Here is a 25199-nt window from a genome sequence, read left to right on the forward strand (position 1 = left end):
GCGGGGCAAATAACCAGTGCCAGCATTAATGCCAGCGGGGTGACAATTGCCCAGACTCCGGCCAGTTGGACGGTCAAGGAAGGGATAACCTCCAATATCGGCGGGCAGAATGTCAGCGGCAGCAGTGGCCAGCAAGAACCTGTAACTTATGGTCAAATTACATATCCAGGCGATTCGGTGGCGCAGTTGACAGAAATACGCGGAACCACCGATGGCAGAGGAGGCATCGTAGTCGGCGGCGGGGTGTTCATTCACAACGATACCTTGAACCGGTGGGTTAAGCCCAAGAGAAATCCGGTTACAGGCGCTATTCACGGCAAGACCTACATCCTGCAGCGCAACGAAAATTGTATAATAGGGCCTTTTAGTAATGACAGTGTAACAGGAGCGGTCTATAGTCAATGGACCCTGGACCTGACTCCGCTCGAACTGCCGGTGGGTTATGACTATTCTGTCTACTTAAGGGTAGGTGTTAATGGTACCCCATACGATGACCAGGATGTAGTCACTGTGCATGTGGGAGCCAGCGGTGCGGTTGATCCAGCAAAATCCAGTGTCTCTGGTTCGGGAGATAATGAAAACGGGACCGGGTATATCGAGATTACCGTCAAGGACACCCAGGGATCTCCTGTTGGCGGACTGGATGCCGACCAGTTCAGCGCGGTGGTAAACGGGGTTGGTCCAATCAGTTTCGCACAGGCCCCGTTCTGGTATTTTGCTGCATATTCGGGCGGCGTATATTATACAGCCTTTACGGGTAGTAGCAGTACGCTAACAGATATAAAGGTCGGCGGGGTCCTTATAGAGGACAGACTGGAATTGACGATTACCGGCGGCGCGGTTTTGACCGGGACGGTTCAAGACAATAACGGTCAGAACCTGGCCGGCGTTCACGTAAGCGCAGTGATTTCTTCCATGCCGCAGGAAGTTGTGAATGCGGGCATTACCGATACAAATGGTTATTATTGTATAAACGTACCCAGTATCTTAGAGACCAGCAGTGATGCTCTTCTGGTCAGGTTTAACCTGCCGGGGTACAGCGCGTCGAACCAGACTGCCAAGCCAGCTGCGGGCCAAACCATAACCGCTAACGCTTCCATGACTCTGGACAACGAATCGCCGACAGGAATAACCATTAACGCCCCCAACAAAATCGAACGCAGCACCCCTTGCGTTCTGACAGCATCCGGCGGGCCATTGTCCGATCAGAGCTGGCATAATGTTTTCACCATAATACAAAGCAATACAAACGCTGGCAACAACTGGATAACATTTTTATCCGGGTCTTTGGGGACACCAACTATCAGCCTGGACGGCAACAGTATGACATTTGCGTATAACGCCAGTGAAGGCTCTGCCTTGATAAATAAAGACTTTGTAATTCCCGCTTACCTGGTGGTAGACCGGGCCGGCAACCAGGGTGTATGTGACATCATTATCGACAGCTGCCGGCCCTGGATCGAATTAGGCGGTGCAAACGGAGTGTCTAACGGTAATGCCAGCGCTTTGTCCCTGACAGCATGCGCCGGAGAGCCGTTTGTGGCCTATGGCGATTTTTCAGGGGAATATGGCGGCAAGGCTACAGTGAAAGATTTCAACTCAGGTTCCTGGGCAGCCGTGGGCAATCCTGGATTTACCGGTTTAGCGGTCAGTGAAACCGGTCTGGGCCTTGACAGTTACGGTATTTTGCAATGTGCCTTTATAACAAACGATAAGCATGTCAACTTGATGTCTTACAACTATGATCACTGGGAATCATTTTACGGGGGATATACAGGCACCAGCGCCCGGTTCCTGCAATTCAGCCTGGATAACAACCGTTATCCCCTGGCAGCCTTTGAGGACACGGTCGGAGGGTATGTATACGGAACTGTTAAACATGGCAAAGATGGCTGGCAACCTTTCGCAAGAAATGGGTACCATGTTGAACAGTTCTTCTATGAGGGAACCGAGGCTTTGCAGGGTTTATCCATGGATTATAATTGTTCAAATGGTATTATGTATATAGCCTATATTGACAGCGCAGGGCAGGTCCATGTGAAAAAATCGCTGCCTGACGTGTATGGAGACATGGTTGCCTGGGGAGAGCTAAATTGTATTTATGGAACCTATTCAATAAATGATAAAACATCAAAGCTTTCACTGCGTCTCGACTCCACAGGTACTCCTTATCTCGCCTTTATCGACAGCGGCGGTCTGCGGGTGGCAAAATATGTAGACGGTGCCTGGAACGATTTATCCCCGGCTGCGGCGGGCAATTTTACCGGCAGCAGTATAGTAAGGCTTTTCATGTATAACGATAGCCCTTATCTATGTTTTACAGACTCACAAAACTGGATTACGGTTCTTCACTATAATAATGCTCAACAAGTCTGGGAAGCGGTAGGAGAACCGGCCTTTGCCCAAACCGCGGGCGAACTGCAGTTTTACGTCGATGGTGGTGTTCCCTATGTAGCGTTTATTGGTCAGGATTCAAAAGCCCATCTGTTTAAGATGCTCACACCGTAGGTGAGCGGTTGATAGGGGATGAATTAAAATGCCCCGTCTTGTTTGTGGTGGTCTGGATTGCCAGAATGAGTCTTCCTTATATGATGGGCAAAATATTAAATCGGAAATATATACTGCCATAGCGCCAGCCCTGGCTGGCGCTATTTGGATAGGAGCCTGGCCGGTATTATGTTGTTGCTGGGCTTGCCTTTTATATTTGCTATCATACTGCTGATCAAACTGGGGTCTCCTGGCCCGGCGATCTTTGCGCAGCATCGTCTGGGCTATAAGGGACAAGTATTTGTCTGTTATAAATTTCGCAGTATGTACTGGGACCAGCCTGGTATTCTGGAACAATACTTGCTGGATAACCCTGGGTCCACAGAAAAATGGGATAAATACGCCAAACTGAAGTATGATCCCCGCGTAACCCCACTTGGCCGCTGGCTGCGCCGTTTCAGCCTGGACGAACTCCCGCAGCTTATTAACGTCATAAAAGGTGACATGAGCCTGGTCGGACCGCGTCCCTACCTGGTTACTGAAAAGGACCGCATGGGTGAATATGCTGAAACCATATTGTCGGTGCTGCCCGGTTTAAGCGGACTCTGGCAGGTGAAGGGACGCAATGAGATAGATTTTGCGTGTCGCCTGCAAATGGATGCCTGGTATGCGAAAAACCGCTCGCAACGTCTGGACCTGTTTATAATGCTGCAAACCCTGCCGACGATTATTTACGGTCGGGGAGCTTATTAATCATAGCGATACAAGGGAAATTGATTACTCTAAAGAAACGGGTGTTATTATGCGGGTGGCTTTGGTTCATGATTGGCTCATAACAGAGGGCGGGGCGGAAAAGTGCCTGGAAGCCATGCACCGGCTTTTTCCCCAGGCGCCCTTATATACGCTGTTCTATAACCCTGAATTGGTTGAAAAGATGGGCTTTGCTTCCGGGCAGGTCCAGGCTTCATTCCTGCAGGGAAAACGCGGGATTAAAGAAAACTATCGCCGCTATCTGCCGCTTTATCCCCTGGCGGTTGAAAGTTTAGACCTTTGCGAATATGATCTGATTCTGTCCAGCAGTTTTTGTGCTGCCAAAGGGGTGTTGACCAGGGCGGATCAATTACATATCTGCTACTGCCACAGCCCGGCGCGTTACGCCTGGGATATGACTCATTCATACCTGCGCGATCATAATCTGGAAAAGGGGGTCAAAGCCAAACTGGCCCGCCTGGGTTTACACTACCTGCGAATGTGGGACGCGCATTCATCCAGCCGGGTGGACGATTTTATCGCCAACTCCAATTATACCGCCGGCCGCATCTGGCGCGCCTACCGCCGCAAGGCCGAGGTGGTTTATCCCCCGGTGGATTTGCAGATGTTCGGCGGGAATAAAGGCAAGTCATCATATTTTATATTTGTTTCCCGTCTGGTCCCTTACAAAAAAGCCCCTGTGGTTATTGAAGCCTTTAAAAAACTGGGACTGCCCTTGAAGGTGGTCGGTGACGGGCCGCAAATGAATACCTGCCGCCGTCTGGCGGGGAAAAACATTGAATTGCTGGGCTGGAAGGAAGGCAGGGAACTGGCTGCGCTGCTCGGTTCCGCGCGGGCGCTTGTATTTGCGGCTGAAGAGGATTTCGGCATCGTACCGGTTGAAGCGCAGGCGGCCGGGACTCCGGTAATAGCTTATGGGCGAGGCGGGGTAACCGAAACCGTTATCCCGGCTGACGGTCATAACTGGGAAACGGCCACCGGCGTCTTTTACCAGGAACAAAGCGCAGCCGCGCTGGAGGCTGCGGTTCGCCGGTACCTGGATTGGGAGGGGTTGTTCCGCCGGGAAGCCCTGCACAACAATACGCTGCGTTTTAATAAGAATATCTTTACCGAGAAAATTGATGCTTATATTAAAACCAGGTACAATGCCCTGGCTAATCTCAGCGCGGGGGTGTAACAGGTGGTATGCCGAAGATTTCACTGATAACGGCAACCGTTGATAGGACCAGCGAACTGGAAAGGTTTCTTAGTAAGCTGGAATATCAGGATTATATGGATTTTGAACTGATCGTAGTGGATCAGAACCCGGATGAGAGACTTATTCCTATGCTTAATTCTTTCAGCGACAGATTTGAGATCAAGCATATTCGTACCGAAAAGCGGGGAGTGTCAAGAGCGCGCAACCTGGGAATACAACAGGCTCAGGGCGAAATAATCACTTTTCCTGATGATGACTGCTGGTACCCCCCGGGGTTGCTGCAGCGGGTAGAACAAGAATTTGACCGCCATCCTGAATTTGACGGTATAATTGGTCTGGCGCTGGATGAAGCTGGGCGTCCCAGCATGAAGAAATTCCCGCGCCGGCGCCGGGGAAAGCCCGATAAATATAGTGTCTGGACCATGTGCAACACCAGTGTGCTGTTTTTTAGACGGCATTTGGTTGAATCTACCGGATTATTCAATGAGAGCCTGGGCGTGGGTTCAGGGACTCCCTGGGGGGCGGCCGAGGATGTGGAGTATCCCTTGCGGGCTATGCGCAAGGGTTTCTGCTTGTATTATGAACCCGCCATTATCGTGGGACATCCCCAACCGGTGAAAAAGGTTGACGAACGGGCTCTGCGGCGGGCTTACAGCTATGGCGCGGGCCTGGGCAAGGTTGTGCGCGATTTTAACTATCCGCTCTGGTTTATTTTATATCAATTCCTTCGTCCAGCCGGGGCGTCTTTCTTCTGGCTGCTGATGGGGAAAAAGCCGCGGGCTTATATGCATTTCCTGACATTAAAGGGCAGAATATACGGGTGGAGCCATCAGGAACGCGATAATGAATTATAATTTGGCGGGGTGAACGTTTGCCGGCACAAACTAAAAACCTTATTAAGATAGATCCGGCAGCTAATCCTGCCAGGAGGTATATTCGCTGTTCTTACCTGGCGGCTTTATTTTTACTGCTTACACTGTCACCCTTGTTAAGGGGAGGAACCTTTTTCCCTGAACAGCTTTTACCGGTCTTGTTTTTTGTAGGACTGATTTTTATTATATTTCTGGCTGAACAGCGGCCATACTGGAAAACGATGGAATTACAAGCCCTGGATATCTGTTTTCTTGCCCTGGGCCTTGCATATCTTCTGTCCCTAACCAATGCGGTCAGTTTGCACTCTGCCCTGCTCGAAATTATGAAAATATTCGCCGGCTTTATGGTATATTGGATAGCCCGCAACCTGTCACAGGATGGTAAAAGCTTAAAGCGATTGCTGGCAGCGGTTTATCTGGCGGCGATTGTGCTGGCACTGGTTGGTTGGGGAGCAGCTATGGGCTGGGTAAGTTTTCCCGGGGCCTATGAAGATGGCCATATTCGCTCTACGTTACAATATCACAACGCCCTGGCCATTTATCTGGCATCCGCTGCGCTGATCGGCTGGGCTCTGGGTATCCAGGAGGCTAATCCTATAAGGTCTATAGTCTCGATCTGCTGCAATTATTTTCTCCTGGTAATCCTGGCAGGTACAATGTCACGGGGAACCGTAATACTATACCCTATTGCGGCAGCGGCTTTTTTCCTGCTTATCTCCGCTAATGACCGCGGCAAGGCTTACAGCCACCTGGTGCTTTCTCTGCCCCTGGCCTGGTTCACAGCCGCGTTTGTTTACAGTGCTCTGCATTCAAACCAACCGGAGCTGTCATTTATCATACTTTTAGGCGGCCTGGGAATAGTGGCCCTGGCCGCCTGGTTTTACACCTCACGTTTATCATCTTCACTTGAAAAAGCCAGTACGGGGGCAAGAATGGTTTGCGCCTTGCTGGCCGGGCTGATATCTTTATTGCTCATCATGGCCGGCAGTTTATATATGAGCCATCAGGTTACCGGTTCTGCGGCCAATACCGCTCCCCAGAATGTAGCCGATAAATTCGGACGGTTGTCGGTGGGCGAGCACAGTGTACAGGAAAGGCTCACTACCTATAAGGACGCTCTGAAAATCATTAAGGATTACCCCTTTACCGGGGCGGGAGGCGGTTCCTGGCGCTTACTCTACCATCAATATGCCACAAAATTCTATACCTGCAACGAGATGCATAATTTCTATTTGAAGACGCTGCTGGAGGCCGGAATACCTGGTCTAATGGCTTTATTGGCCATGTGTTTTGCCTTTTTAGGGCTCATATATAAAATATGGAGAGAGGCTGCTGGAGAAGATCGGTCTTTGCTGGCCGCAGCAGCCATAATTGTAATGCTGACGGGACTGCACAGCGCTTTCGATTTCGACCTTTCCATACCGGCGGTAGCATTTATGTTTTTTGCGATTATTGGAGGGCTGCAAGGACACGTCCTGGGCTGGCGTAGCGGAGCAAAATCCGTTAATAATAAAACCGTAAAAAACGGGGGTGCGGACAGAAACGGACCCGTATTCCGTATCATATTATCAGCCTCGGATTGGTACTTGCCGCCGGGTTGACAATTACCTCAGCTTTGTTTTACACGGCGCAAACAATTGGGGATAAAGGGTCTGATGCTTTAAAAAAAGGACAGCTTAATCAGGCTGAGAGGCTATTTGCCAGGGCGGCCCGGCTTGACCGGTCTGAAGCCCGCTACCCGCTTAACCTGGCATTAATTAACTCTGTTTACTTCAGGGAAAAAGGGGACAGAACCTATTACACAGAGGCGCTTTCATATGCCGCACTGGCTCAAAGCCTGGACCCGTATAACCTGGAAAATAACGCTATGCTTTTGAGAGCCTATAAATTATTGCAACGCACCGATCTTCAATTAAAGCATGCCAGAGAGTAATAGACGGTAATCCCTTTATAGGCCAGTCATATGAAACCCTGGCGAAAATCTCTATGGACATCGCCTGGGCTTGCCTGGATAAGAAGCAACTGGATGGGGCCCGGCAGTATTTCGTACTGGTACTGCAGACCCGAAACAAAATGCCCCCCAATGTCGAAGGTGCTGTCAGCCGCCTGAACCTGGCGGCGGGACAGTCGGCTCTTTTCCTGGGTGAATTTGAACCGGCGCAAAAGTATCTGGAAAACAGTAAAAGTGATCCTGCCTGTGCTAAGGTGGCCGAACGCTGGCTGCCGGCCGTAAAATGGATGGAAAATAGGAAACATGACCGGCAGGATAAAAGGGTAACCGAACAGGATTTAGCGCCTCTTATGGCAGTTTTGCAGGGTTATTAAAGATAATTATGAATTATGAATTAACAACTCAACTTTCGCAAGTTGACTAATTATGTACAGTAAAAGCAGCTTGAGCTAAGGCAATCATAACGCTTTATCCCGCCGTCAGCCGGTCAATCTTCACAGGAATATAACCCGCCACGATAAAAGAAAAGCGTTAGGATGGGAAAGATTGCCGCGTCGCTGCGCTCCTCGCAACGACAAATACATAGTTTGCATAACAATGACAATACCGGAAAGTTTGTGTTCTTGGCTGCACATCATATATCAACTGTGAAATATGTATTAGAATATATTAAGGGATGTATACAAAATATTATGCTTACCAGTCTTTTTTATTGGTATATAATGTAGTTTAATATTCATTAAGTGAGTGCCGAAATTGTATTTTCGAATGCGGAAAAATGTTTTTAAAAGGAGATGACCCCATGACTGCATCAATCACGATCAAAAAAACCGACCAGCCTAAATCCAAACCAGACCAGTCCAAGCTTGGATTTGGCCAGATATTTACCGACCATATGTTTATAATGGACTATACCGAAGGCAGAGGCTGGCATGACCCCAGGATAGTACCTTACGGCCCTCTGGAGCTGGACCCGTCTGTAATGGTATTTCACTACGGACAGGCTACGTTTGAAGGCTTAAAGGCTTACAAGACCCAAGACGGCCGGATACTGCTTTTCAGGCCTTATGCAATATGGAGAGAATGAATATCTCCAATGAACGGCTTTGTATTCCTGCCCTGGATCTTGATTTCGCGGTAGAAGCTATCAAAGAAGTGGTTTGGATCGACCGGGAATGGATACCTGAGGCGGAAGGGACCTCGCTATACATCAGACCGTTTGTCATATGCACCGATCCCTACCTGGGAGTAAGACCAGCCTATACCTACAAGTTCATTATCATCCTGTCGCCTGTTGGGGCATATTATCCCGAAGGCATCAATCCGGTTAAGATCTATGTGGAAAATGAATATGTAAGAGCTGTCAGAGGCGGTCTGGGCTTTACCAAAACCCCCGCCAACTACGCCGCCAGCCTGAAGGCTCAGGAAGAAGCCAAACATCTCGGTTATACACAGGTTTTGTGGCTGGATGGGGTGGAAAAGAAATACATCGAAGAAGTAGGAACGATGAATGTGTTCTTCAAGATAGACGGGGAAGTAATTACCCCGGCCCTGGAAGGCAGTATCCTGGGAGGTATTACCCGCGATTCGACTATTAAACTGCTGCAAAGCTGGGGCTTGCCTGTCAAAGAGAGAAAACTCTCTATTCAAGAGGTGTTCGATGCTCACAAAGCCGGCAAACTGGACGAAGCTTTCGGAACCGGAACAGCAGCGGTCATATCTCCCATAGGTGAACTGAATTGGAACGGCAATATAATAGAAATCAACCAGGGCCAGATCGGTGAGCTGTCAAAGCGTATTTACGATACCATTACCGGTATACAGAGCGGTCAGTTAAAGGATAGTTTTGCCTGGACTACGGAAGTTAAAGGATAGTGCCAGTCATAACAATAATACTGAAGGGCTGCCTTGGCAGCCCTTCAGTATTTTAATCAGTGTTAATCTGTGGCTATTTCCATTAGTTTCATATAATTGCAGCTGGCGGATGCCACCAGTTTTTCTTCTCGGTTGTAGGCTTCGGCTTCCATGTGAATAGTTCTCCTGCCCATGGTCTTCACCCGGGCGTTAATGACCAGTTCATCGCCAACGAACACAGGCCGGTGAAAAACCGTATAAATGTCTACCATGGCGGTGTGGGGAGTTCCTGAAGCCAGGCGGCACAACGGCCCGAAGACATTATCAAAGGCAGCGGCGATATATCCTCCCTGCATCGACCCGGCGGGGTTAAGCTCTGATTCCATAACCGGTATGGCAATAGTCAAACCCTTATCGGGTGAGTACTCGAGCAAGCGGGCCTGCATGGAAAGGTAGCATGGCGGAGGCGTTCCTAAATCCACATCCAGACTACCATACGGCTGATAATTTTCATTGCTTTTATCCTTCGTCATTAAAGCACCTCTTTATTTAAAATGCGATATAGCTTCACTATTCTCTATTCTACATTAAGATCCTGCTGGCTATAGTGGCATATTATTCTTCAATTAAAAAAATGAACCACTTAAAAGGAAAAGCGCAATAATTGTCGAATAATAAAAAATATTAAGCGCATATACACATCTGCTTGGCCCTCAATATAATCCAGCTTATTATGGGTTGTATAAGTAAAAAGTCTAGAATTATCTTTAACCAGCGGGGGAATAACTGGATGGCTAAAGAAATGATGCAACCGGCAATGGAATCAGAGAGAGAACTGGGCTGGGAACTCAGAAAATTTCAAATACTGTACGAAATGGCTATTTCCATGTCCGCCGGACAAACCCTTGATATGACTCTCCAGCTAATTGTGAACAAAACCCGTGAAATCCTGCAGACAGATACAGCTTTTATTTTCCTGTGTGACAATCAGCGCAAGGAATTATATGCGCACAGTTTTTGCGGTGTTTTAACCGGCAGCATGAACAACATGCGTTTTGCATATAACAAAAGTTTGGGAGGAGAAAGCATTGCTTCGGGGAAGGTTGCAGCCCTGGAAAATTATTTTTCCTGCCCTGACATAGAACCGGAAATAAAAGAACTGGTTGCCAAAGAAGGACTGGTATCTATGATGGCTGTGCCGATCAGCATTAACTCCCAGGAACTGGGGGTCCTCTATGTTGCCAACCGTTATGTTAAGGCCTTTGACCGCGAGGAAATAGACACCTTTATCCTGATAGCCAACCTGGCAGCAGTTGAGATTCAGCGCCGCAAAGCGGAGGAGTCTCTCAGACATTCACAGCGCCACCTGGCGGATATTATTAACTTTTTGCCCGACCCTACGCTGGTAATAAATGATGAAGGGGTTGTTATTTCCTGGAATAAAGCCATGGAAGAGATGACCGGGGTTCCGGCCAGCGATATGCTGGGAAAGGGGGATTACGAATATGCTATCCCCTTTTATGGCGAAAAGAGACCTATCCTGGCTGATCTTATGCTGGAAAGTGACGATGAAATTCAAAAAACATATTCAATTGTGCACCGGGATGGCAATACACTGGTGGCGGAGACATCGCTGCCGTGCGTACATGGCATTCCTAAAGTACTGTGGGGTAAAGCCACCCTGCTGTACGATACCCAGGGAAGAAAAATCGGGCTATAGAATCAATACGGGATATTACCGCCAAAAAGAAAGCGGAAGAAGATCTCCGGGAGGCGAGAGACTACCTGGAAAACCTGATCAATTCCACCAATATGCCTATACTGGTTTGGGATGCTCATTTCTATATCAGCCGTGTAAACCGCGCCATGGAAAACCTGGTCGGTTACAATGCAGAATACCTGATTAAGCAGCAGGTGGAAATTCTATGGCCGCGTAATGTTAAAGATGAATGGGTTAAACAAGCCAGCCGCCTGGGAGATGGATATAAATGGGAAAGCGTCGAACTGCCTATTCAGAGAGCAGATGGCAAATTAAGGACCGTACTCTGGAATTCGGCTACCTTGTTCGGCAAAGACGGAATTACTCCGGTAGCAACTATCCTGCAAGGGCAGGATATCACTGAACGTATAAAAGCCCAAAAAAAGGTGCAACAAAACCTTGAATCTATGCGCCGGGTATTTAATGGCATCGTTAATGCCCTGGCTGCCATGGCTGAGAAAAAGGATCCTTATACCGCCGGCCACCAGCGCAGGGTGCTGAACTGGCCTGTGCCATAGCGAGAAAACTGAACATGCCGGACAATATTATTGAAAACATCAGGGTAGCCTCAATTCTTCACGATATCGGCAAATTCCACATCCCCAGTGATATTTTAACCAAACCCGGATTACTTAATGAAATTGAAATGCTGCTGGTTAGATTACACCCGCGCGCTGGTTACGAAATAGTCAGTACCATACCCTTTGACGGACCCATAGGACAGATTCTGCTGCAGCATCATGAACGCATGGATGGCTCCGGTTATCCGGACGGTCTATCAGGAGCAAAGATTCTGTTGGAAGCCCGTATTGTCGCCGTAGCCGATGTGGTTGAGGCCATGGCTTCCCATCGTCCCTATCGTCCGGCCCTGGGAATCGAAAAGGCGCTGGAAGAGATAAACCGGGGGAAAGGAACCTTATATGATGATGATGTGGTTTCCGCCTGTACCAGCATTTTAACCAGCGGAAAGTTTGGTTTTGGGTAGGAAAATTGACGCGGATTTATGTGACCACAGTATAAATACGGCCCAAGCAAATATAAAAAGACCGGCGTTAAAGCCGGTCTTTAAAGCATATTGCTTATTTGGTTTTCTGCAGTTCTGCAAACCATTTGCCATTATGATGCGCACTGATTTCTGCGTCAATATAGCCATCGATCATCATGGAGGCAAATTCCACTCTCGATTTGGGATGAATAGCCGCCAGGAAGAAATGCCCCGCTACCAGGAGAATCATGATCATGGCAGTCCAGAAGTGAATATTCCAACACAAGCCCAGAAAGACTGAAGGCAGACTGTGCGCCACAGCCACATGGGGAAGCCGGTGAGAATGATCAAGAGGCAACCGATAATAATCATCCACCCCAGCATTTTCTGGCCGGCATTGTATTTGTCCTGGGGCGGCACATTTTCAACCTTTATTAAAGGCAGGTAGCCTCCCATGACTTTCAACCAGGCAAAATCGTCCTTCGTAAAACTGGATATGGTATCAATAAAGCGTGAAAAACGATCAAAGTTAAGCAGGATATAGAGAAGCGGGCCCGCTGTGAATACCACGCCGGTCCAGCGGTGAACCAGAGAAGCATAGGCGCCGCCGCCGAAGAGGTTGTTGATGCCTTCAATATGCCAGTAGAAACCTATGCCGGTCAAACCCAGGATAATAAAGGCGATCAGGTGAATCCAGTGCATGGTGCGGGTTTGGGTGCCGTGTTTGAGTACTTTTCCGTTGACAGTTTCCGAACTCATTTATTTTCCCCTCCTGACTAGGCCGCTTCATGACCGGCCTCTGCGGCCGGAGCGCCTTCAGTTTCCTTATGCGGGTGTTTTAGTTCTTCGATGAACCCCGGAATATCCTTTCCGTAACGGGTATGCAAGAGATGATGTGCTTTGGGACTTAAATATTTTACTTCACCCGGGGAAAGGAAATCCTTATAAATCTGGGTAATTTCCGGGTTTAAATGGGATTTGCGCAGTACCATACTTTCATCCAGGCTGTACAGACCTGCGGCCCGCTTAGCTATATAATCATCACTGGCATTTACCACATCAAAACCGATTTTGCTGAAAACCCCGGTAAGTATGGTTGCCACGGCTAACATGCCGGTACCCTTAAAAAACTGACGCCGGGTGATACCTTCTTTTTCCAGAAAAATTGCCATAAGAATCCTCCCTTCCCTTTAATGGGTGTCGCGCCGAATGGGCTGACCGCCGCCATTTATACAGCCGCCGGGACAGTTCATCACTTCGATGAAGTGATACTTGCTGCGTCCGGCCAGGACATCTTCAATCAGCGGGGCTGCATTCTTGGTTCCATGCACTATAGCAACCTTAACCGGCAGTTTTTGTCCGCCCAGGGCCTGAATGGGGACTTCAATCGTAGCGTCACGTACCGATTTGAGTCCTCTTACGGGTTCAATGTTAACATTCCCCAGACTCTGACCGCTCAAAACCTCGTAGGCGGTGCGCAGGGCAGCTTCCATAACCCCGCCGGTGACTCCGAATATCGTCGCAGCCCCGGTGGAAGCTCCGACAAATTCATCTGCTTTCTCTTCCGGAAGCTGATCGAAATTGATACCAGCATCTTTTATCATCTGCGCCAGTTCACGGGTTGTTATAACCGCATCGACATCCTGGTATCCGCTGGCCACGAATTCGGGACGCTGGCTTTCGTATTTTTTAGCGGTACAGGGCATAACCGATACAGAATAGATTTTAGCCGGGTCTATACCTAACTTTTCCGGCACATAGGTCTTGGCAATGGCTCCGAACATCTGCTGCGGAGACTTGGCCGAGGAAAGATGCGGAAGTATTTTGGGGTAGTTATCCTCGGCGTATTTGATCCAGGCCGGACAGCAGGATGTGAACTGGGGCAGAGGTCCGCTTTCTTCGAATCCGGCCTGCCCAACGGCCTTGAAAACTCGGTGGATAAGCTCGGTGCCTTCTTCACATATGGTTAAGTCAGCTGTAAACTCGGTGTCATATACCTTGTCAAAACCCAGCTTTCTCAGAGCTGCGAACATTTTACCTTTAGCATTGTATCCGGGCTCTTTGCCGAATTCTTCTCCCAATGCCACCCTGACAGCGGGGGCGGTTTGCACCACCACAAACTTGTTGGGGTCATTTAACGCGGCTTTAATGTCATTAACCATACTTATTTCTTCAATTACCCCGAAGGGGCAGTTAACCAGGCATTGTCCGCAGTTAAGACATTTAGCCGCATTAATATGGTGTTGTTCTCCCAGCAGCCCGCTGATGGCACCGGTAGGGCAAATGGATGTGCAGTGGTCGCAGGCTTTACATTTGCCGGTAACGTGAATAACGCCATCAGTTAAAATAGTATTCAAAATTTCCCCTCCCTTTGTGAGAATGATTCGTATGGCGAACGCAGTGCTTCACCAAAAAAGAAAAATCCCTTCACCTCCTTCGGTCAAATGAACTAACCAATCAGTATGGGCGTTAAACCCCTTACTATCCTTCCCGGTAAAGTCCATTTTTCCCGCCCATTAAGGGCGGAGGTTGCGCGGGACTTTAAATTCCAACAGCCGGTTCCCTTCTTGGAAGCCCTGGCTGTATGCCGCCAGCCTGCTGGTTTTTAAAAAAAAACCCGCTTACGCTGGCAAGCGGGAAGAAAAAGATTGGGATTGTTATGAAAAAGCCTTGCAGCTTTTTAACTGTTTTATACTCCCCAGTTCCCGTAGCCGCTTCCAGTTAAGGTTGCTGTTCAGCCGTCTCCTCACCCGTGATATAAAAAGGTCGCACCTAGAAAGGCACGACCACATAAACCTGACAATACAGGTCCTATATGATCTCCTTTCCAAAAATACGGGGAGGCCCCGGGGTTTCCCCCTGAACCCACAGGCTCTGGAACCATACTTGCGCTACAGGTCACAGAGCTTGGAGACATTATTAAATTCAGGCTGATACCAAAAAAGACAGCTGTCAGCACAAAAGCACAATCCAACTGTCCCAAAATGGTTTACAGCAGTACCTACTCCTTTCCAAAAATACGGGGAGGCTCCGGGGTTTCCCCCTGAACCCATAGGCCTGGGAATCATACTTACGCTACAGATTCCAAGGCTCGGAGTAAATATTGGATTTGGTTAAGTCTAGCACAATATATATAATATTGCAATAATAAAAACAAAAGAAACATATCCTGACGGAAAAAACATATTAAAAACTGCCAAAACCTTTATTGCCGGCAATATCAATAAAGGCGTTTACCAGCAGAGGGTCAAATTGAACACCCGCGTATCTTCTTAATTCTTCCAGGGCTTTTTCCTGCGGAAGAGCTTTGCGATAAGGACGGTCGCTGGTCATGGCGTCAAAAGCATCAGCAATGGATAAAATCCGGCATTCCAGGGGGATGTCTCTTTCTCTTAAGCCTAGAGGGTAACCGTTGCCGTCCCACCATTCATGATGTTTTAAAATCCAGTCGGCGATAGGTACTAGATCAGGAGCGGACAGTGCGATGCGATGCCCGATTTCAGAATGACGCTGCATTTCGCGAAGCTCTGTTTCTGATAAAGGTCCAGCTTTAAACAGAATACTGTCAGGTATGCCAACTTTGCCGATATCGTGAAACTCGGCCAGTAGACGCAGGTCACTGATCTTATGATTAGGGACTCCTACAGCTGCACCCAGTGAAGCCACCATATCCTGCATGCGGTCAGCATGCCCTTCGGTAATGAAATCACGGGCGTGTAGGGCGTTTTTCAAGGTCTGTACGATGGCACTTCTAACGCTCTGGCGGCGGTGCAGTTTTTCTCTGTACATGTTATTATCGGCTGCCTGGTAAACATCGTTCATAGTTGTGGAAGATTCACCGCGAAAGGCAAAACCGGCAGACAGGCTCAAGGGGATATCCGGCTTATTACTATTGTAGGATTCTACCGCTTCGCGAATCCTGGATACGGCTTTTTCTATTATCCTTTCTTCGCTGCGCGTCATAAGTATGGCGAATTCGTCCCCGCCCACCCGGGCCACAACATCATCGGCCCGAAAACAGGACTCAATAACCCTGGCTACAGCTCTTAACAGGTTGTCTCCGGCATCATGTCCCAGTGTATCATTAACAAGTTTTAAACCATCAACATCACATATAATCAATCCGCTGGGGACAAACCGGCCCGATTCCAGGCGGCGAATTTCTTCTTCAAAATAGGTGCGGTTATAAAGTCCGGTGAGGGCGTCATGCAGACTCAAATAACGCAGTTGTTCTTCGAAATGCTTGCGTTCGCTGATATCACGCACCGACTCAATGGCGCCGACTATGTTCCCATCAGCGTCAAAAAGGGGTGAGGCTTTGACCATATGTATGCGCCGCGCCCCCCGTAAACAGCGGGGGTAAACATTTCCGCATAGAGGCTTGCGCCTTCCCTTCTTATTTCCTTATAGTGTTCATGCTCAGCCTCCAGGTTGTTAATTAAGTCTATCAACATGGGCCGGCGAATCCCGTAAAAAGGCACTGAATAAGCATAGTCACCCTGCCCGATGATATCTTGTTTATGAACGCCGGTCATTTCCTCTATGGCCCGGTTCCAGGCGATAACCTTGCGATCCTGATCTATAACAAATGTCGCATCAGGCAAAAACTCAATAATGTCCTGCAGGCGCTGATTGGTAGCCCGGAGCTGGTTCTCCATCTGTCTGCGTTCGGTGATGTCGCGGGCGATGCCCTGTACCCCATAAGGTTTGCCGTTCTTATATAACAGGCGGGGACGAAGTTCCATAGGTACACGCTGACCGTTCTTGGTTATCAAGTCCAGTTCATATGAAAGGCTGTGTCCCTTAAAAATATCGCGGACGATGGTTTTGCTGGCTAAATCAATGTATTCCTCTGCAACCAGTTGGGTAAAGTTCAGATGGTGGGCTTCTTCCCGGCTGTAGCCGGTGAGTTCTATAGCGCGTTTATTTACCGAAACGAAATCGCCTTTTAAATCATGTATGTAAATGAGATCGTTGGCATTTTCAAACAGGTCCCAGAAGTGCTGCTGGCTTTCCAGCAAGGCTTCTTCAGTGAGTTTTCGTTCGTTGATATCCATAAAATTACCCAGGGTGGCGGATTTTCCAAGGTACTGGATGGAGGTTACTGTTTCCATGATCCACCGCAGGCTGCCGTCTTTTTGCATGGCCCGGTATTCATAGGGCTGAGTACGCTTTCCTTTTAGCATCTTAATAGCATTGTTTTTTACGTTTTCCCGGTCTTCAGGCAATACCAGGTCCAAAGATTTTATACCCATCAATTCTGCTTTAGAGTAGCCGATCAGGTTTTCAAACTGGGGATTAACATCGATAAACTTACCATTTTGTACAATAAATATGCCGATAGGCGAACTGATAAACAGAGCCAAAAACAACTCCTGCGAACGTTGATTGCGCAGGTCGAGGCTTTCAAGTTCTGCTATCTGTCTGCGAATACTATGCAGATTATTTTTTATCTGTGTATGCAGCTTTTCATCCTTGTCCATATCAGACCTCCAATTTCTGACCGTATGGTGTTTGTCATTAAGGAAACGGCAGGGCTGAGATATTATATTAATGAATATGCGCGCCAACACTTTGTTATCTCTGTGGTACGCTTAAAAAACGCATCACATACACCATATATTTTATATATTCTATATAAATTTTCGGTTACCTGCTGGAACCAGATCCAGAAAATGTTTATGAGAGAAATAACAACTATAAACAAATATTACGAACATAGATAATAAATACATGGACTATGAACGCAAGTTATGATAATTTATTATATAGGAAAACCAAACCAAGGGGATGACCTTATGGGATGAATGAAGGAACAACCATGCCTCTTGCCCGGGTAGTAAATGCCCTTACTTTTTCCCGCCGTTTTAAAGTAAAGATTCCTGCCGGAGCATTGTTTTATCCCCAATGTGGCTGTGATACTGCTGAACCTTTGCTGCAGTTTATGCAGAGTGTGGATGAATTCCATTTTGTTGACAGCGTTCAGCTGCCTGTGCTGCCGGTTCTTAATTGCCGCCGGGATAGGCTATCGCGTGGGTGGAGGGAAGAAGATCTGCCTGTAAGCAGTATATCTTCCGATATAGTAAGTGCAGGACGATCCTTATATTGTAAATATAATCCTTTCGAAATCCGCGCACAACGCTCAGCAGTTTCCGCCGATGCAGCTTTGCAATATGACGGCAGTCGGGAGATTTGGACCGCTGCCGGAATGCCTCCGCGCCGGATTCATGTATCCTGTCATCGTATGGATGAATTAGACGCGCTCGATGCTATAAATAATATTAGTGTTTTTTACAGTCCCGGTTATTCCATAGGCGATAAAGAGAAGCGGGGAATATGGTTTGGCCCTGATGTAGCCCCCAAGCTTCTAGATAAACTGGCGGATGGGGGGCTGATTATAATCAGTCCCTGTGCGGGCGCCCGCTGTGATTTGTTATGGCGCCGTTTGGGCAAAAGAGGCGTCCGGGTTGAATTCCCTGAGAAGAACCGCCGCCCGGAAAACTTTACTTATCATAACCGCCGTTTCCGCTGCCTGGGAGAATGTGGTTACCGTTTGGGGCCGGTTTTCGCTTGGCAGGTGCAAAGATTATAACCGCCAGCTTACAGTTTAATTGAATACACGCGTTTTCTTCACAGCTATTAGCAAAATGGTACAATAGACATATGAGTTTCTATGTGGAGAGGATAAAGATGCGCGAGCTTAAATATCAATCAGTAAATGGAAAGATTCTGATTGTTATTTTTTGTTTATTTTTGAGTTATGTTTGCCAATTCGACTATTTGGCGCTGATAAAATAGAATATTTCAACAGCCTGGCTGAACAAGCCCAGCCAAACGCGCAGATCATTTGGAAACGCTCCGGATTGGGGAAAATGACAGCGGATATTACATTTTTACGAAACCATACCATTTTGTTATCCCTGTCAGATAAAATACTCTGCATTGATGAGCAGGGTATAGTCAAATGGGAGAGCAAAAACGGCAGCCAGGGAAAGGTTGGTCAGCTTGTTTGGCCTGGAGGAACTTCCATATTTGTTCCCGGGATAGGTACTGTAAGGGAGATAAAACTCAACGGCGCGGCTGGCTGGAATCTCGCTGTAGTGCCAGCAGCCAAGGGTTTAAAAAATCCCTTGCTGGCAGGGGATAAAAACCTCATCTATTTACCTGCTGCTGAAGGCTTATATGCTTTATATACCAACGGACACATTGCCTGGATAATGTCTCCCTGGGATTCTGCTGACCGTTATACTTTAAATTCCCCCGCGGATAGAAGCTTCTTAACCTGTACCGCTGATTCCAATACATTTTACATAATTATGGCTGACCAAAAAGGAGGATATAAACTAAAAGCGATTGACAACAGGGGCGTCAGCCTGTGGAGCTTTTGGCTGGGCGATATTTTGGAAGCATGGCTCTGCCCGGATGGCAAAGGGAATATTTATATGACCGCTACCGCCAAACCACTCAAACAAAGCGGAGGCGGACAAAAAAACAGTAAACTTAACATCGCAACCATTTATTGTATTGAACGGGATGGGAAACGACCTTTATGGCAAACCAGTGTTAAAATAAAGGATACTTTAAGCAAACCGGTTTTAACAACTGATGGGATGCTGTATTGTACGGGCGGTAAATGCCTGTACGCCCTAAATGCTGCCAGTGGGGCTTATGCCTGGGAAGATCCCGTGTTAAACCTGGTGTCTGCTCCTTGTGTAGATGAAAAGAAAGGCAGAATTTACGCCGGAACCAGTGATGAAGTATTAGTGGCCATCAGCCGCCAAGGTCGTATGTTATGGTCAAGGAAACTGGAGGGCGCCATAGAAGCGAAACCCAGCATTAAGGACGGTTACATCTATGTAAGTACCCAAAAGGGCAGCCTGTATAAAATTAAGGATGTTTACGATAACAGTGCTAAAGGAGAATAACGCTATGGAACCAGGCCTAAAAAATCAAGCCAAGCCGCTTATATGCGTTCTGATAGTATTTTTTCTTATGTTATCAACCTCTTCCGCAAAGGGCGCGCAGTTTACAGACCTTACAGGACACTGGTCGGCCAGTAATGTTTATGAGTCGAAAACCCTTGATCTGCTCAGCGGTTATCCGGATGGATCCTTTAAACCTGAGCAGTATATTACAAAGCTGGAATCACTGGTGATATTTATGCGGGCGGCTGGCTATAATCTGGATGGGATAAATAATGCCAAAAACAAAAAAACCAGCCTTCCGGCCAATGCGGTCATGCCCGATGTACCCTGGGGCAAGGCCTACCTGGAACGAGCTCTGGAAGATAAAATTTTAACTCCAAATGAACTGGCAACGTATTCATATAACGCACCGGCCAGCAGGGCTGAGATAGCCGTATTAATCGGGAGATTGTTCATGTTAAGCCTGCCGGATGTTGCCCAAACAGGCTCGGAAACATCTTTCAGGGATGTAGGGCAGGTATCGCCGGATATACTGCCCTACATATATGCCGTTTCCCAGGCTGGTCTTATGTCAGGATATGGGGACGGTTCTTTCAGGCCGGGTAACAGTTTGAAAAGGAGTGAGGGTGCGACCCTCCTGGCTCAGCTGATTGAAAAACAGTGGCTAAAATCAGCATCAGACCGTGTTCTGGAAGGATGGATAAGAAAGCACACTAAAATAAAGAACAAGGCGGAGATTGAACTGGTTTCTGCCCAGGGAGTGCAGAAATTAAAGCTGGCCCAGGATTTAAAGTGCTTTAAAGATGGAAATGAATGCCCGGTAGAGCAGGCATTATACTGGAAAGCCCGGGTTTTGACTGACAGCAAAAAAGCCGCCGCTTGTATCGTTCTTTTGGATAAAAAAACTGTTAAAACCGATGAACAAACCATTCGGGGAACGATTAAATCCATAGCCGTAGGCGAAGATAGCTATGTGATTATCAACGATCTCGATGCTCATGAACAGAAGATACCGGTGGACTGGGGGATGGAAATTGAGAGTTCATCTAAAACCGGTGAGAAAGGTTTAAAAAACTTAAAAGCCGGTACATTTGTGGAATTGCATTTAACCGATCAGAAGGCGACCAGGTTGGTGGTACTGGATGTGAAGAATACCAGCGGAATGGTCGAAAGAATCGATAGTTTATATCTTTATTTAAAATCATCCGGCAGCGGCAGCAGCAAAAGTAAGGTTCCCAACAGTTTCATGAATTACAGCCGCGCCGGACAGTTGATAAAGATGGTAAAACCACCACAGTAGTGAGGGGAGACAAAGTAAAAATAAGCTATCTGGAGGTTGCTCCGGATAGCGTTATCGGAGAAATACCCCTGGAGATAGTTGTTACCAGCAGGCCCGCTTTAAAGAAAATAACCGGCAAGGTGCAAAGTATTGCCGGTAATAGTGGTGACAGCCGCCAGATAACCCTGGTGAAAAACAAATATTACAGTATCGATTCCAGTGCCAGCGTATATAAACAGGTTTATAAAGAAAATCCGGTAAGTATACTATTTTCCGATATCAAAACCGGTGATCAGGTGCAGCTGGATGTAGATGGGGCAGAGGTAGCTATGAAGGTTACTTTAATTATCAAGTAGTGATTTTCTTAACATATTTTGGCTGACAATATTGTCGAAAACATACCAACCTGCGGCAGGATATAATGTATTTTAACTCGAATTACCCAATCAAGAAAGCATAGGGGGATGGGTTATGAAAATAGACATTCCAGGTAATGTGCAAGCGATAATTAAGAAACTAACTAATGAAGGGTTTGAAGCTTCAGTCTACGGGTCCTGCATCAGAGATACCCTGCTGGGCCGCCCGGTTTTAACATGGGATATTTTAACCAGCGCCCTGCCTCCGGAAATCGTATCGCTATTCGATGAAAAGGAAGGATATAAAGCTATTCCAGCCTTGCGTGACTATACCAGTGTTAATGTGATATACCGCGGCGAAAGCTACAGGGTCAGTTCTTATCGCAGCGGGGAAGAACACAGATTTGCGGATATTATTGATGACGCTCTGATACATAATGATTTCACTATGAACTCTATCGCTTATAATGAAGCCCGGGGTTTTATTGACCCATACAACGGCATTGATGACCTCAGGGCCAAATGCATCAAATGCGTAGGCGAAGGATCTGCGAACCTGCAGGAAGATCCGGTTAGAATTTTACGGGCGGTAAGATTTGAAGCCGAATTAGGATTTACCATTTGTGAGTCGTTGCTGAACGATATTCGTTCATTAAGCCATACCGTTGTTGCGGCTGATCCTGAAAAACTATGCAACGAATTTACCCAAATATTATTGGTAGATAAACCTTCTTTTGTTATCAACAGATTACTGGAACTGGGTTTGCTGGGATATCTCATACCGGAGCTGATTCCGACCGTAGGCTTTGATACGCATAGTTCTTATCATGATAAGGACGTTTTTACCCACAGTCTAATGGTCATGGACAATACCCATGCCAACCTCAGCCTGCGGCTGGCGGCTTTACTGCATGATATAGGCAAGACCAGCTGTCTGACTATTGACGAAAACGGGGAAGGGCATTGTTATGGTCACGCCAGCATCGGCAGTGAACTGGCCAGCGTGATACTGGGCCGCTTGAACTTTGATAATAAAACCATCAACACGGTTTGCGCTCTGGTAAAAGAGCATATGAACGACTACGACAATATTAGTGAACTGGGTTTAAAACGGCTCATACGCAGGGTCGGTCCTGATAATGTAGGGAGTCTGTTCGCATTACAGATCGCCGATATCAAAGGGTCTGAACTGTCCGGCCGCAGCATTGCCCAGATCAGGTCGGTGCGTAATAAATGTTTTGAGGTGCTTTCCAGGCGAGAACCTTTGAGCACCCATGACCTGGATATAAATGGTTATGAGCTGATGGGATTGGGTTACGCACCGGGGCGGGATATAGGCGAAGCCCTCGATTATTTACTAGACATAGTGGCAGCCAACCCATCGTTAAATCAAAAAGAGACTTTAATCAAGCTTTTGCGCGAAAGGTGATCATTTAAACCCAAGATGTGCGCGGATTTGCCTGAGGTTATTTTAGCGAGGGATGAATATGGTTAAGAAGCCTAGAATTAGAATCCCGGTAGCCGTAAATCAGCACGCCGGAAAACATAAAGATAAGAAAAAGGAACGCAAAAAGTACGCCTGCCGCAAAAGCAGGCGTGGTTTGTGGATATAAAAAAACCCATAACGGTGGACTGAAATTTACTTCTGGTTTTTTTGCGCTAAGTTCGATGCAGAATTAGGTATGTGGATTGCGGGGGCCAGCTGGCTAATAAAGGCAGCTGGCCCTTTTGCAATACAACAAATTATGAATTAGAACAAACATTAACATACTTTTAACATAAATATGATGCATTTTTGTGTTAAAATTCCTTATTAAAGATATTGTCGAACCTATTAACAATTTGATTATGACAGGAAAAGTATACATATTTTAACCGTCAGTTATTGAGACGGTTTATGTTAAGGTATCTTTAGAAGCATTTTAAACAGGCGCGATTTATACACATTTATCTTTAATCAGACGCCCAATGGATTGTTCCGGTTAAAAGGGGGGTGTGTCATGCCTAATCAAGTCGAAGGGGTCATTATTGAAACAGATGGCGAAACAGCCAAGGTAAGGTGCAGTATACACAGTGATTGCGAGAATTGCGGCATGTGTCCGGGGGCCAACGCCATGGTTATCGAAGCTATAGATACCCAAGGGGTTAAACCGGGAGACTTTGTCGTAGTTGAAAGCAAGGAATCCCATATGCTCTTGACTGCTTTTATGGTATTCATATTTCCATTACTGGCTGTCGGCTGCGGCATTTGGCTGGGGTACTACTTGTCACCCCGGTTTGTGATGTCACCTGTTTTACTAATGACCCTGGGGGGACTTCTTTTTGGTGTGACGGCAATTATTGTACTTAAAGTAATGGATAGATCGTTAGAATCTGACAAACCAGTTATTCGATCTATTAAATAGCTGCGGAGGAGAGGTTGATATGCTTGGTAAAATCAAGTGGGGCATTCATCCCGAAACCCACAAATCACCAACTGAGGCAAAATCATCGAAAGCAATGAACTGCCGGGCAAGGTGATTATTCCAGTCCAACAGCATATTGGCGCGCTGTGTGCCGATTGTAAAAAAGGGGGACCTGGTCAAGAAAGGGCAGTTGATTGCTGAGGGCAGTGCTCCGGTATCAAGTAATGTTCATGCCACTATTTCGGGTAAGGTTGTCGAAGTATCTGAAAAGCCTCATCCGTTGTGGGAAAGTGCCTGGCCATTGCAATTGAAAGTGACGGGTTGGATGAATGGGCAGAAGGTATTCCGACTGAACGGGACTGGCAGAAGCTTGACCAGGCCGAAATCGTGGAAATCATTAAAAACGCCGGTATTGTTGGTTTGGGAGGCGCGACCTTTCCTACCCATATTAAACTGACCCCTCCCAGGGATAATCCGGTTGACACGCTGATCATCAACGCGGCGGAATGTGAACCGTATTTGACAGCGGATCACCGCATAATGCTTGAATATACTGAACGGGTGGTCACCGGTATCTTGATTATTAAAAAGATTCTCGGTGTAAACAATGTAATCGTAGGTATCGAAGACAATAAAATGAATGCGGTCAAAGCGATGACCCAGGCGGTGGCGGGAACCGGGATTAAAGTGGCCGCGGTTCCTACCAGATATCCGCAAGGCGCGGAAAAAACATTGATCAAAACCCTGCTTAAACGTGAAGTCCCGTCAGGGAAACTTCCGATGAGTATCGGCGTGGTGGTGCAGAATGTTGGCACCGCGGCAGCGGTATGTGATGCGGTAAGAAACGGCGTCCCTCTCATTGAGCGGATTGTTACCGTCAGCGGCGGCGCTATTAAGGAACCCAAGAACCTGAAGCTGAGAATTGGAACCACCTTTGCCGATGCCATAGAACAGTGCGGAGGGTTTAAGGTTCCTCCCCAAAAGATCATTATGGGCGGTCCTTTGATGGGAATGGCTCAGTATACGACCGATGTTCCGGTAATTAAGGGGGTCAGCGGCATACTGGCGTTTACTCCGGAAGAGGTTAATGACGGACCAGAATCTCCCTGTATACGGTGCGGTTCATGTATTGACGCTTGTCCGATGGGGCTGAATCCGAGTATGCTCAGTATTCTCGGTGAGAGGTCATTTGTAGAAGAAGCGTTAAATGAATACCACTTGTTGGACTGCATGGAATGCGGCTGCTGCACTTTTGTGTGTCCAGCCAAACGTAAGATCATTCATTATATCAGGTATGCCAAGAAAAAGGCAGCCCAAAAGGGAGGTAAGTAGATTGAGCACAGAACCTGTTCAGACA

At 47.3% G+C, this 25199-nt stretch carries 25 protein-coding genes, 2 pseudogenes and 2 riboswitches; of the genes and pseudogenes, 20 read left to right on the top strand and 7 right to left on the bottom strand.

What is annotated here, in order from left to right:
• The first annotated feature begins 39 nt into the window (after positions 1 to 39).
• The 8 genes and pseudogenes from JCM14374_RS10035 (at position 40) to JCM14374_RS10070 (ending at position 9154) form a co-directional block, all read left to right on the top strand.
• Positions 40 to 2508, top strand: coding sequence for a carboxypeptidase-like regulatory domain-containing protein (locus tag JCM14374_RS10035; protein ID WP_054696794.1), 2469 nt, complete (start codon positions 40 to 42; stop codon positions 2506 to 2508).
• 144 nt (positions 2509 to 2652) lie between these two features.
• Positions 2653 to 3240, top strand: coding sequence for a sugar transferase (locus JCM14374_RS10040; protein ID WP_054696797.1), 588 nt, complete (start codon positions 2653 to 2655; stop codon positions 3238 to 3240).
• 49 nt (positions 3241 to 3289) lie between these two features.
• Positions 3290 to 4435 carry a glycosyltransferase gene (locus JCM14374_RS10045; protein ID WP_054696800.1) on the top strand — a complete coding sequence of 382 codons (1146 nt, stop codon included), beginning with the start codon at positions 3290 to 3292 and terminating at the stop codon, positions 4433 to 4435.
• Between the two features lie 8 nt (positions 4436 to 4443).
• Positions 4444 to 5310, top strand: coding sequence for a glycosyltransferase family 2 protein (locus JCM14374_RS10050; protein WP_054696803.1), 867 nt, complete (start codon positions 4444 to 4446; stop codon positions 5308 to 5310).
• A gap of 17 nt (positions 5311 to 5327) precedes the next feature.
• The gene (locus JCM14374_RS10055; RefSeq protein WP_054696806.1) at positions 5328 to 6929 is read left to right on the top strand and encodes an O-antigen ligase family protein; all 1602 of its coding nucleotides are present in this window, start codon (positions 5328 to 5330) and stop codon (positions 6927 to 6929) included.
• Between the two features lie 14 nt (positions 6930 to 6943).
• A complete protein-coding gene (locus JCM14374_RS10060) occupies positions 6944 to 7261 on the top strand; it encodes a hypothetical protein (protein ID WP_157049076.1) in 318 nt (105 codons plus the stop codon).
• A gap of 53 nt (positions 7262 to 7314) precedes the next feature.
• Positions 7315 to 7653 carry a hypothetical protein gene (locus JCM14374_RS10065; RefSeq protein WP_054696812.1) on the top strand — a complete coding sequence of 113 codons (339 nt, stop codon included), beginning with the start codon at positions 7315 to 7317 and terminating at the stop codon, positions 7651 to 7653.
• A 428-nt stretch (positions 7654 to 8081) separates the two neighbouring features.
• A pseudogene (locus tag JCM14374_RS10070) lies at positions 8082 to 9154 on the top strand (branched-chain amino acid aminotransferase).
• A gap of 62 nt (positions 9155 to 9216) precedes the next feature.
• Here JCM14374_RS10070 and JCM14374_RS10075 read toward each other — a convergent pair.
• Positions 9217 to 9666: a PaaI family thioesterase gene (locus JCM14374_RS10075; RefSeq protein WP_054696815.1), complete on the bottom strand. Its 450-nt coding sequence runs from the start codon at positions 9664 to 9666 to the stop codon at positions 9217 to 9219.
• Between the two features lie 257 nt (positions 9667 to 9923).
• On the opposite strand from JCM14374_RS10075, the gene JCM14374_RS10080 reads away from it, so the two are divergent.
• Genes JCM14374_RS10080 through JCM14374_RS10090 form a run of 3 tightly spaced genes read left to right on the top strand, consistent with a single transcriptional unit; the run spans position 9924 to position 11877 of the window.
• On the top strand, positions 9924 to 10853 hold the full coding sequence (locus JCM14374_RS10080) for a GAF domain-containing protein (RefSeq protein ID WP_054696818.1): 930 nt from the start codon (positions 9924 to 9926) through the stop codon (positions 10851 to 10853).
• A 14-nt stretch (positions 10854 to 10867) separates the two neighbouring features.
• The gene (locus JCM14374_RS10085) at positions 10868 to 11410 is read left to right on the top strand and encodes a PAS domain-containing protein (RefSeq protein ID WP_278279270.1); all 543 of its coding nucleotides are present in this window, start codon (positions 10868 to 10870) and stop codon (positions 11408 to 11410) included.
• 14 nt (positions 11411 to 11424) lie between these two features.
• Positions 11425 to 11877 carry an HD-GYP domain-containing protein gene (locus JCM14374_RS10090; RefSeq protein WP_083454028.1) on the top strand — a complete coding sequence of 151 codons (453 nt, stop codon included), beginning with the start codon at positions 11425 to 11427 and terminating at the stop codon, positions 11875 to 11877.
• Positions 11878 to 11971: 94 nt separating this feature from the next.
• On the opposite strand, the gene JCM14374_RS14840 is transcribed toward JCM14374_RS10090, so the two are convergent.
• The 6 genes from JCM14374_RS14840 to JCM14374_RS10120 all read right to left on the bottom strand — a co-directional run bounded on the left by JCM14374_RS14840 (position 11972) and on the right by JCM14374_RS10120 (position 17360).
• Positions 11972 to 12133: a hypothetical protein gene (locus tag JCM14374_RS14840; RefSeq protein ID WP_242848957.1), complete on the bottom strand. Its 162-nt coding sequence runs from the start codon at positions 12131 to 12133 to the stop codon at positions 11972 to 11974.
• Positions 12130 to 12636: a cytochrome b/b6 domain-containing protein gene (locus tag JCM14374_RS10095; protein WP_242848958.1), complete on the bottom strand. Its 507-nt coding sequence runs from the start codon at positions 12634 to 12636 to the stop codon at positions 12130 to 12132. The genes JCM14374_RS14840 and JCM14374_RS10095 overlap by 4 nt, the downstream gene beginning before the upstream one ends.
• A 17-nt stretch (positions 12637 to 12653) precedes the next feature.
• Complete coding sequence (locus JCM14374_RS10100) at positions 12654 to 13049, bottom strand: iron hydrogenase small subunit (RefSeq protein WP_054696825.1); 396 nt, start codon at positions 13047 to 13049, stop codon at positions 12654 to 12656.
• Between the two features lie 18 nt (positions 13050 to 13067).
• Positions 13068 to 14234, bottom strand: coding sequence for a [FeFe] hydrogenase, group A (locus tag JCM14374_RS10105; protein WP_054696827.1), 1167 nt, complete (start codon positions 14232 to 14234; stop codon positions 13068 to 13070).
• A gap of 447 nt (positions 14235 to 14681) precedes the next feature.
• Positions 14682 to 14802, bottom strand: a riboswitch (molybdenum cofactor riboswitch).
• Positions 14803 to 14865: 63 nt separating this feature from the next.
• A riboswitch (molybdenum cofactor riboswitch) is annotated at positions 14866 to 14986 on the bottom strand.
• A gap of 77 nt (positions 14987 to 15063) precedes the next feature.
• Positions 15064 to 16203 carry an HD-GYP domain-containing protein gene (locus tag JCM14374_RS10115; protein ID WP_054696834.1) on the bottom strand — a complete coding sequence of 380 codons (1140 nt, stop codon included), beginning with the start codon at positions 16201 to 16203 and terminating at the stop codon, positions 15064 to 15066.
• A complete protein-coding gene (locus JCM14374_RS10120) occupies positions 16161 to 17360 on the bottom strand; it encodes a PAS domain-containing protein (RefSeq protein WP_054696835.1) in 1200 nt (399 codons plus the stop codon). The genes JCM14374_RS10115 and JCM14374_RS10120 overlap by 43 nt, the downstream gene beginning before the upstream one ends.
• Positions 17361 to 17680: 320 nt before the next feature.
• Here JCM14374_RS10120 and JCM14374_RS10125 point away from each other — a divergent pair, with 320 nt between their 5' ends.
• From JCM14374_RS10125 to rsxC, 9 genes and pseudogenes are all read left to right on the top strand, one after another.
• On the top strand, positions 17681 to 18469 hold the full coding sequence (locus JCM14374_RS10125) for a hypothetical protein (protein ID WP_054696836.1): 789 nt from the start codon (positions 17681 to 17683) through the stop codon (positions 18467 to 18469).
• A gap of 172 nt (positions 18470 to 18641) precedes the next feature.
• Positions 18642 to 19802: an outer membrane protein assembly factor BamB family protein gene (locus JCM14374_RS10130; RefSeq protein WP_157049078.1), complete on the top strand. Its 1161-nt coding sequence runs from the start codon at positions 18642 to 18644 to the stop codon at positions 19800 to 19802.
• A 4-nt stretch (positions 19803 to 19806) separates the two neighbouring features.
• Entirely contained in the window at positions 19807 to 21102 is a 1296-nt protein-coding gene (locus JCM14374_RS10135; protein WP_054696841.1) for an S-layer homology domain-containing protein, read from the top strand.
• On the top strand, positions 21102 to 21437 hold the full coding sequence (locus JCM14374_RS10140; RefSeq protein WP_054696842.1) for a hypothetical protein: 336 nt from the start codon (positions 21102 to 21104) through the stop codon (positions 21435 to 21437). Before JCM14374_RS10135 ends, JCM14374_RS10140 begins: the two co-directional genes overlap by 1 nt.
• A 115-nt stretch (positions 21438 to 21552) precedes the next feature.
• On the top strand, positions 21553 to 22866 hold the full coding sequence (locus JCM14374_RS10145) for a CCA tRNA nucleotidyltransferase (RefSeq protein WP_054696843.1): 1314 nt from the start codon (positions 21553 to 21555) through the stop codon (positions 22864 to 22866).
• A 58-nt stretch (positions 22867 to 22924) separates the two neighbouring features.
• The gene (locus JCM14374_RS15355) at positions 22925 to 23050 is read left to right on the top strand and encodes a hypothetical protein (protein ID WP_278279269.1); all 126 of its coding nucleotides are present in this window, start codon (positions 22925 to 22927) and stop codon (positions 23048 to 23050) included.
• A gap of 387 nt (positions 23051 to 23437) precedes the next feature.
• Positions 23438 to 23842, top strand: a complete 405-nt coding sequence (locus tag JCM14374_RS10150) for a SoxR reducing system RseC family protein (RefSeq protein ID WP_054696844.1) — start codon at positions 23438 to 23440, stop codon at positions 23840 to 23842.
• Between the two features lie 148 nt (positions 23843 to 23990).
• A pseudogene (locus JCM14374_RS15805) lies at positions 23991 to 24065 on the top strand (hypothetical protein); the annotation flags it as partial.
• A gap of 59 nt (positions 24066 to 24124) precedes the next feature.
• Positions 24125 to 25174 carry an electron transport complex subunit RsxC gene (rsxC, locus tag JCM14374_RS10155; protein ID WP_369397350.1) on the top strand — a complete coding sequence of 350 codons (1050 nt, stop codon included), beginning with the start codon at positions 24125 to 24127 and terminating at the stop codon, positions 25172 to 25174.
• Positions 25175 to 25199 lie beyond the last annotated feature (25 nt).

This window comes from Syntrophomonas palmitatica JCM 14374, assembly GCF_001311885.1.
Classification (GTDB): domain Bacteria; phylum Bacillota; class Syntrophomonadia; order Syntrophomonadales; family Syntrophomonadaceae; genus Syntrophomonas_A; species Syntrophomonas_A palmitatica.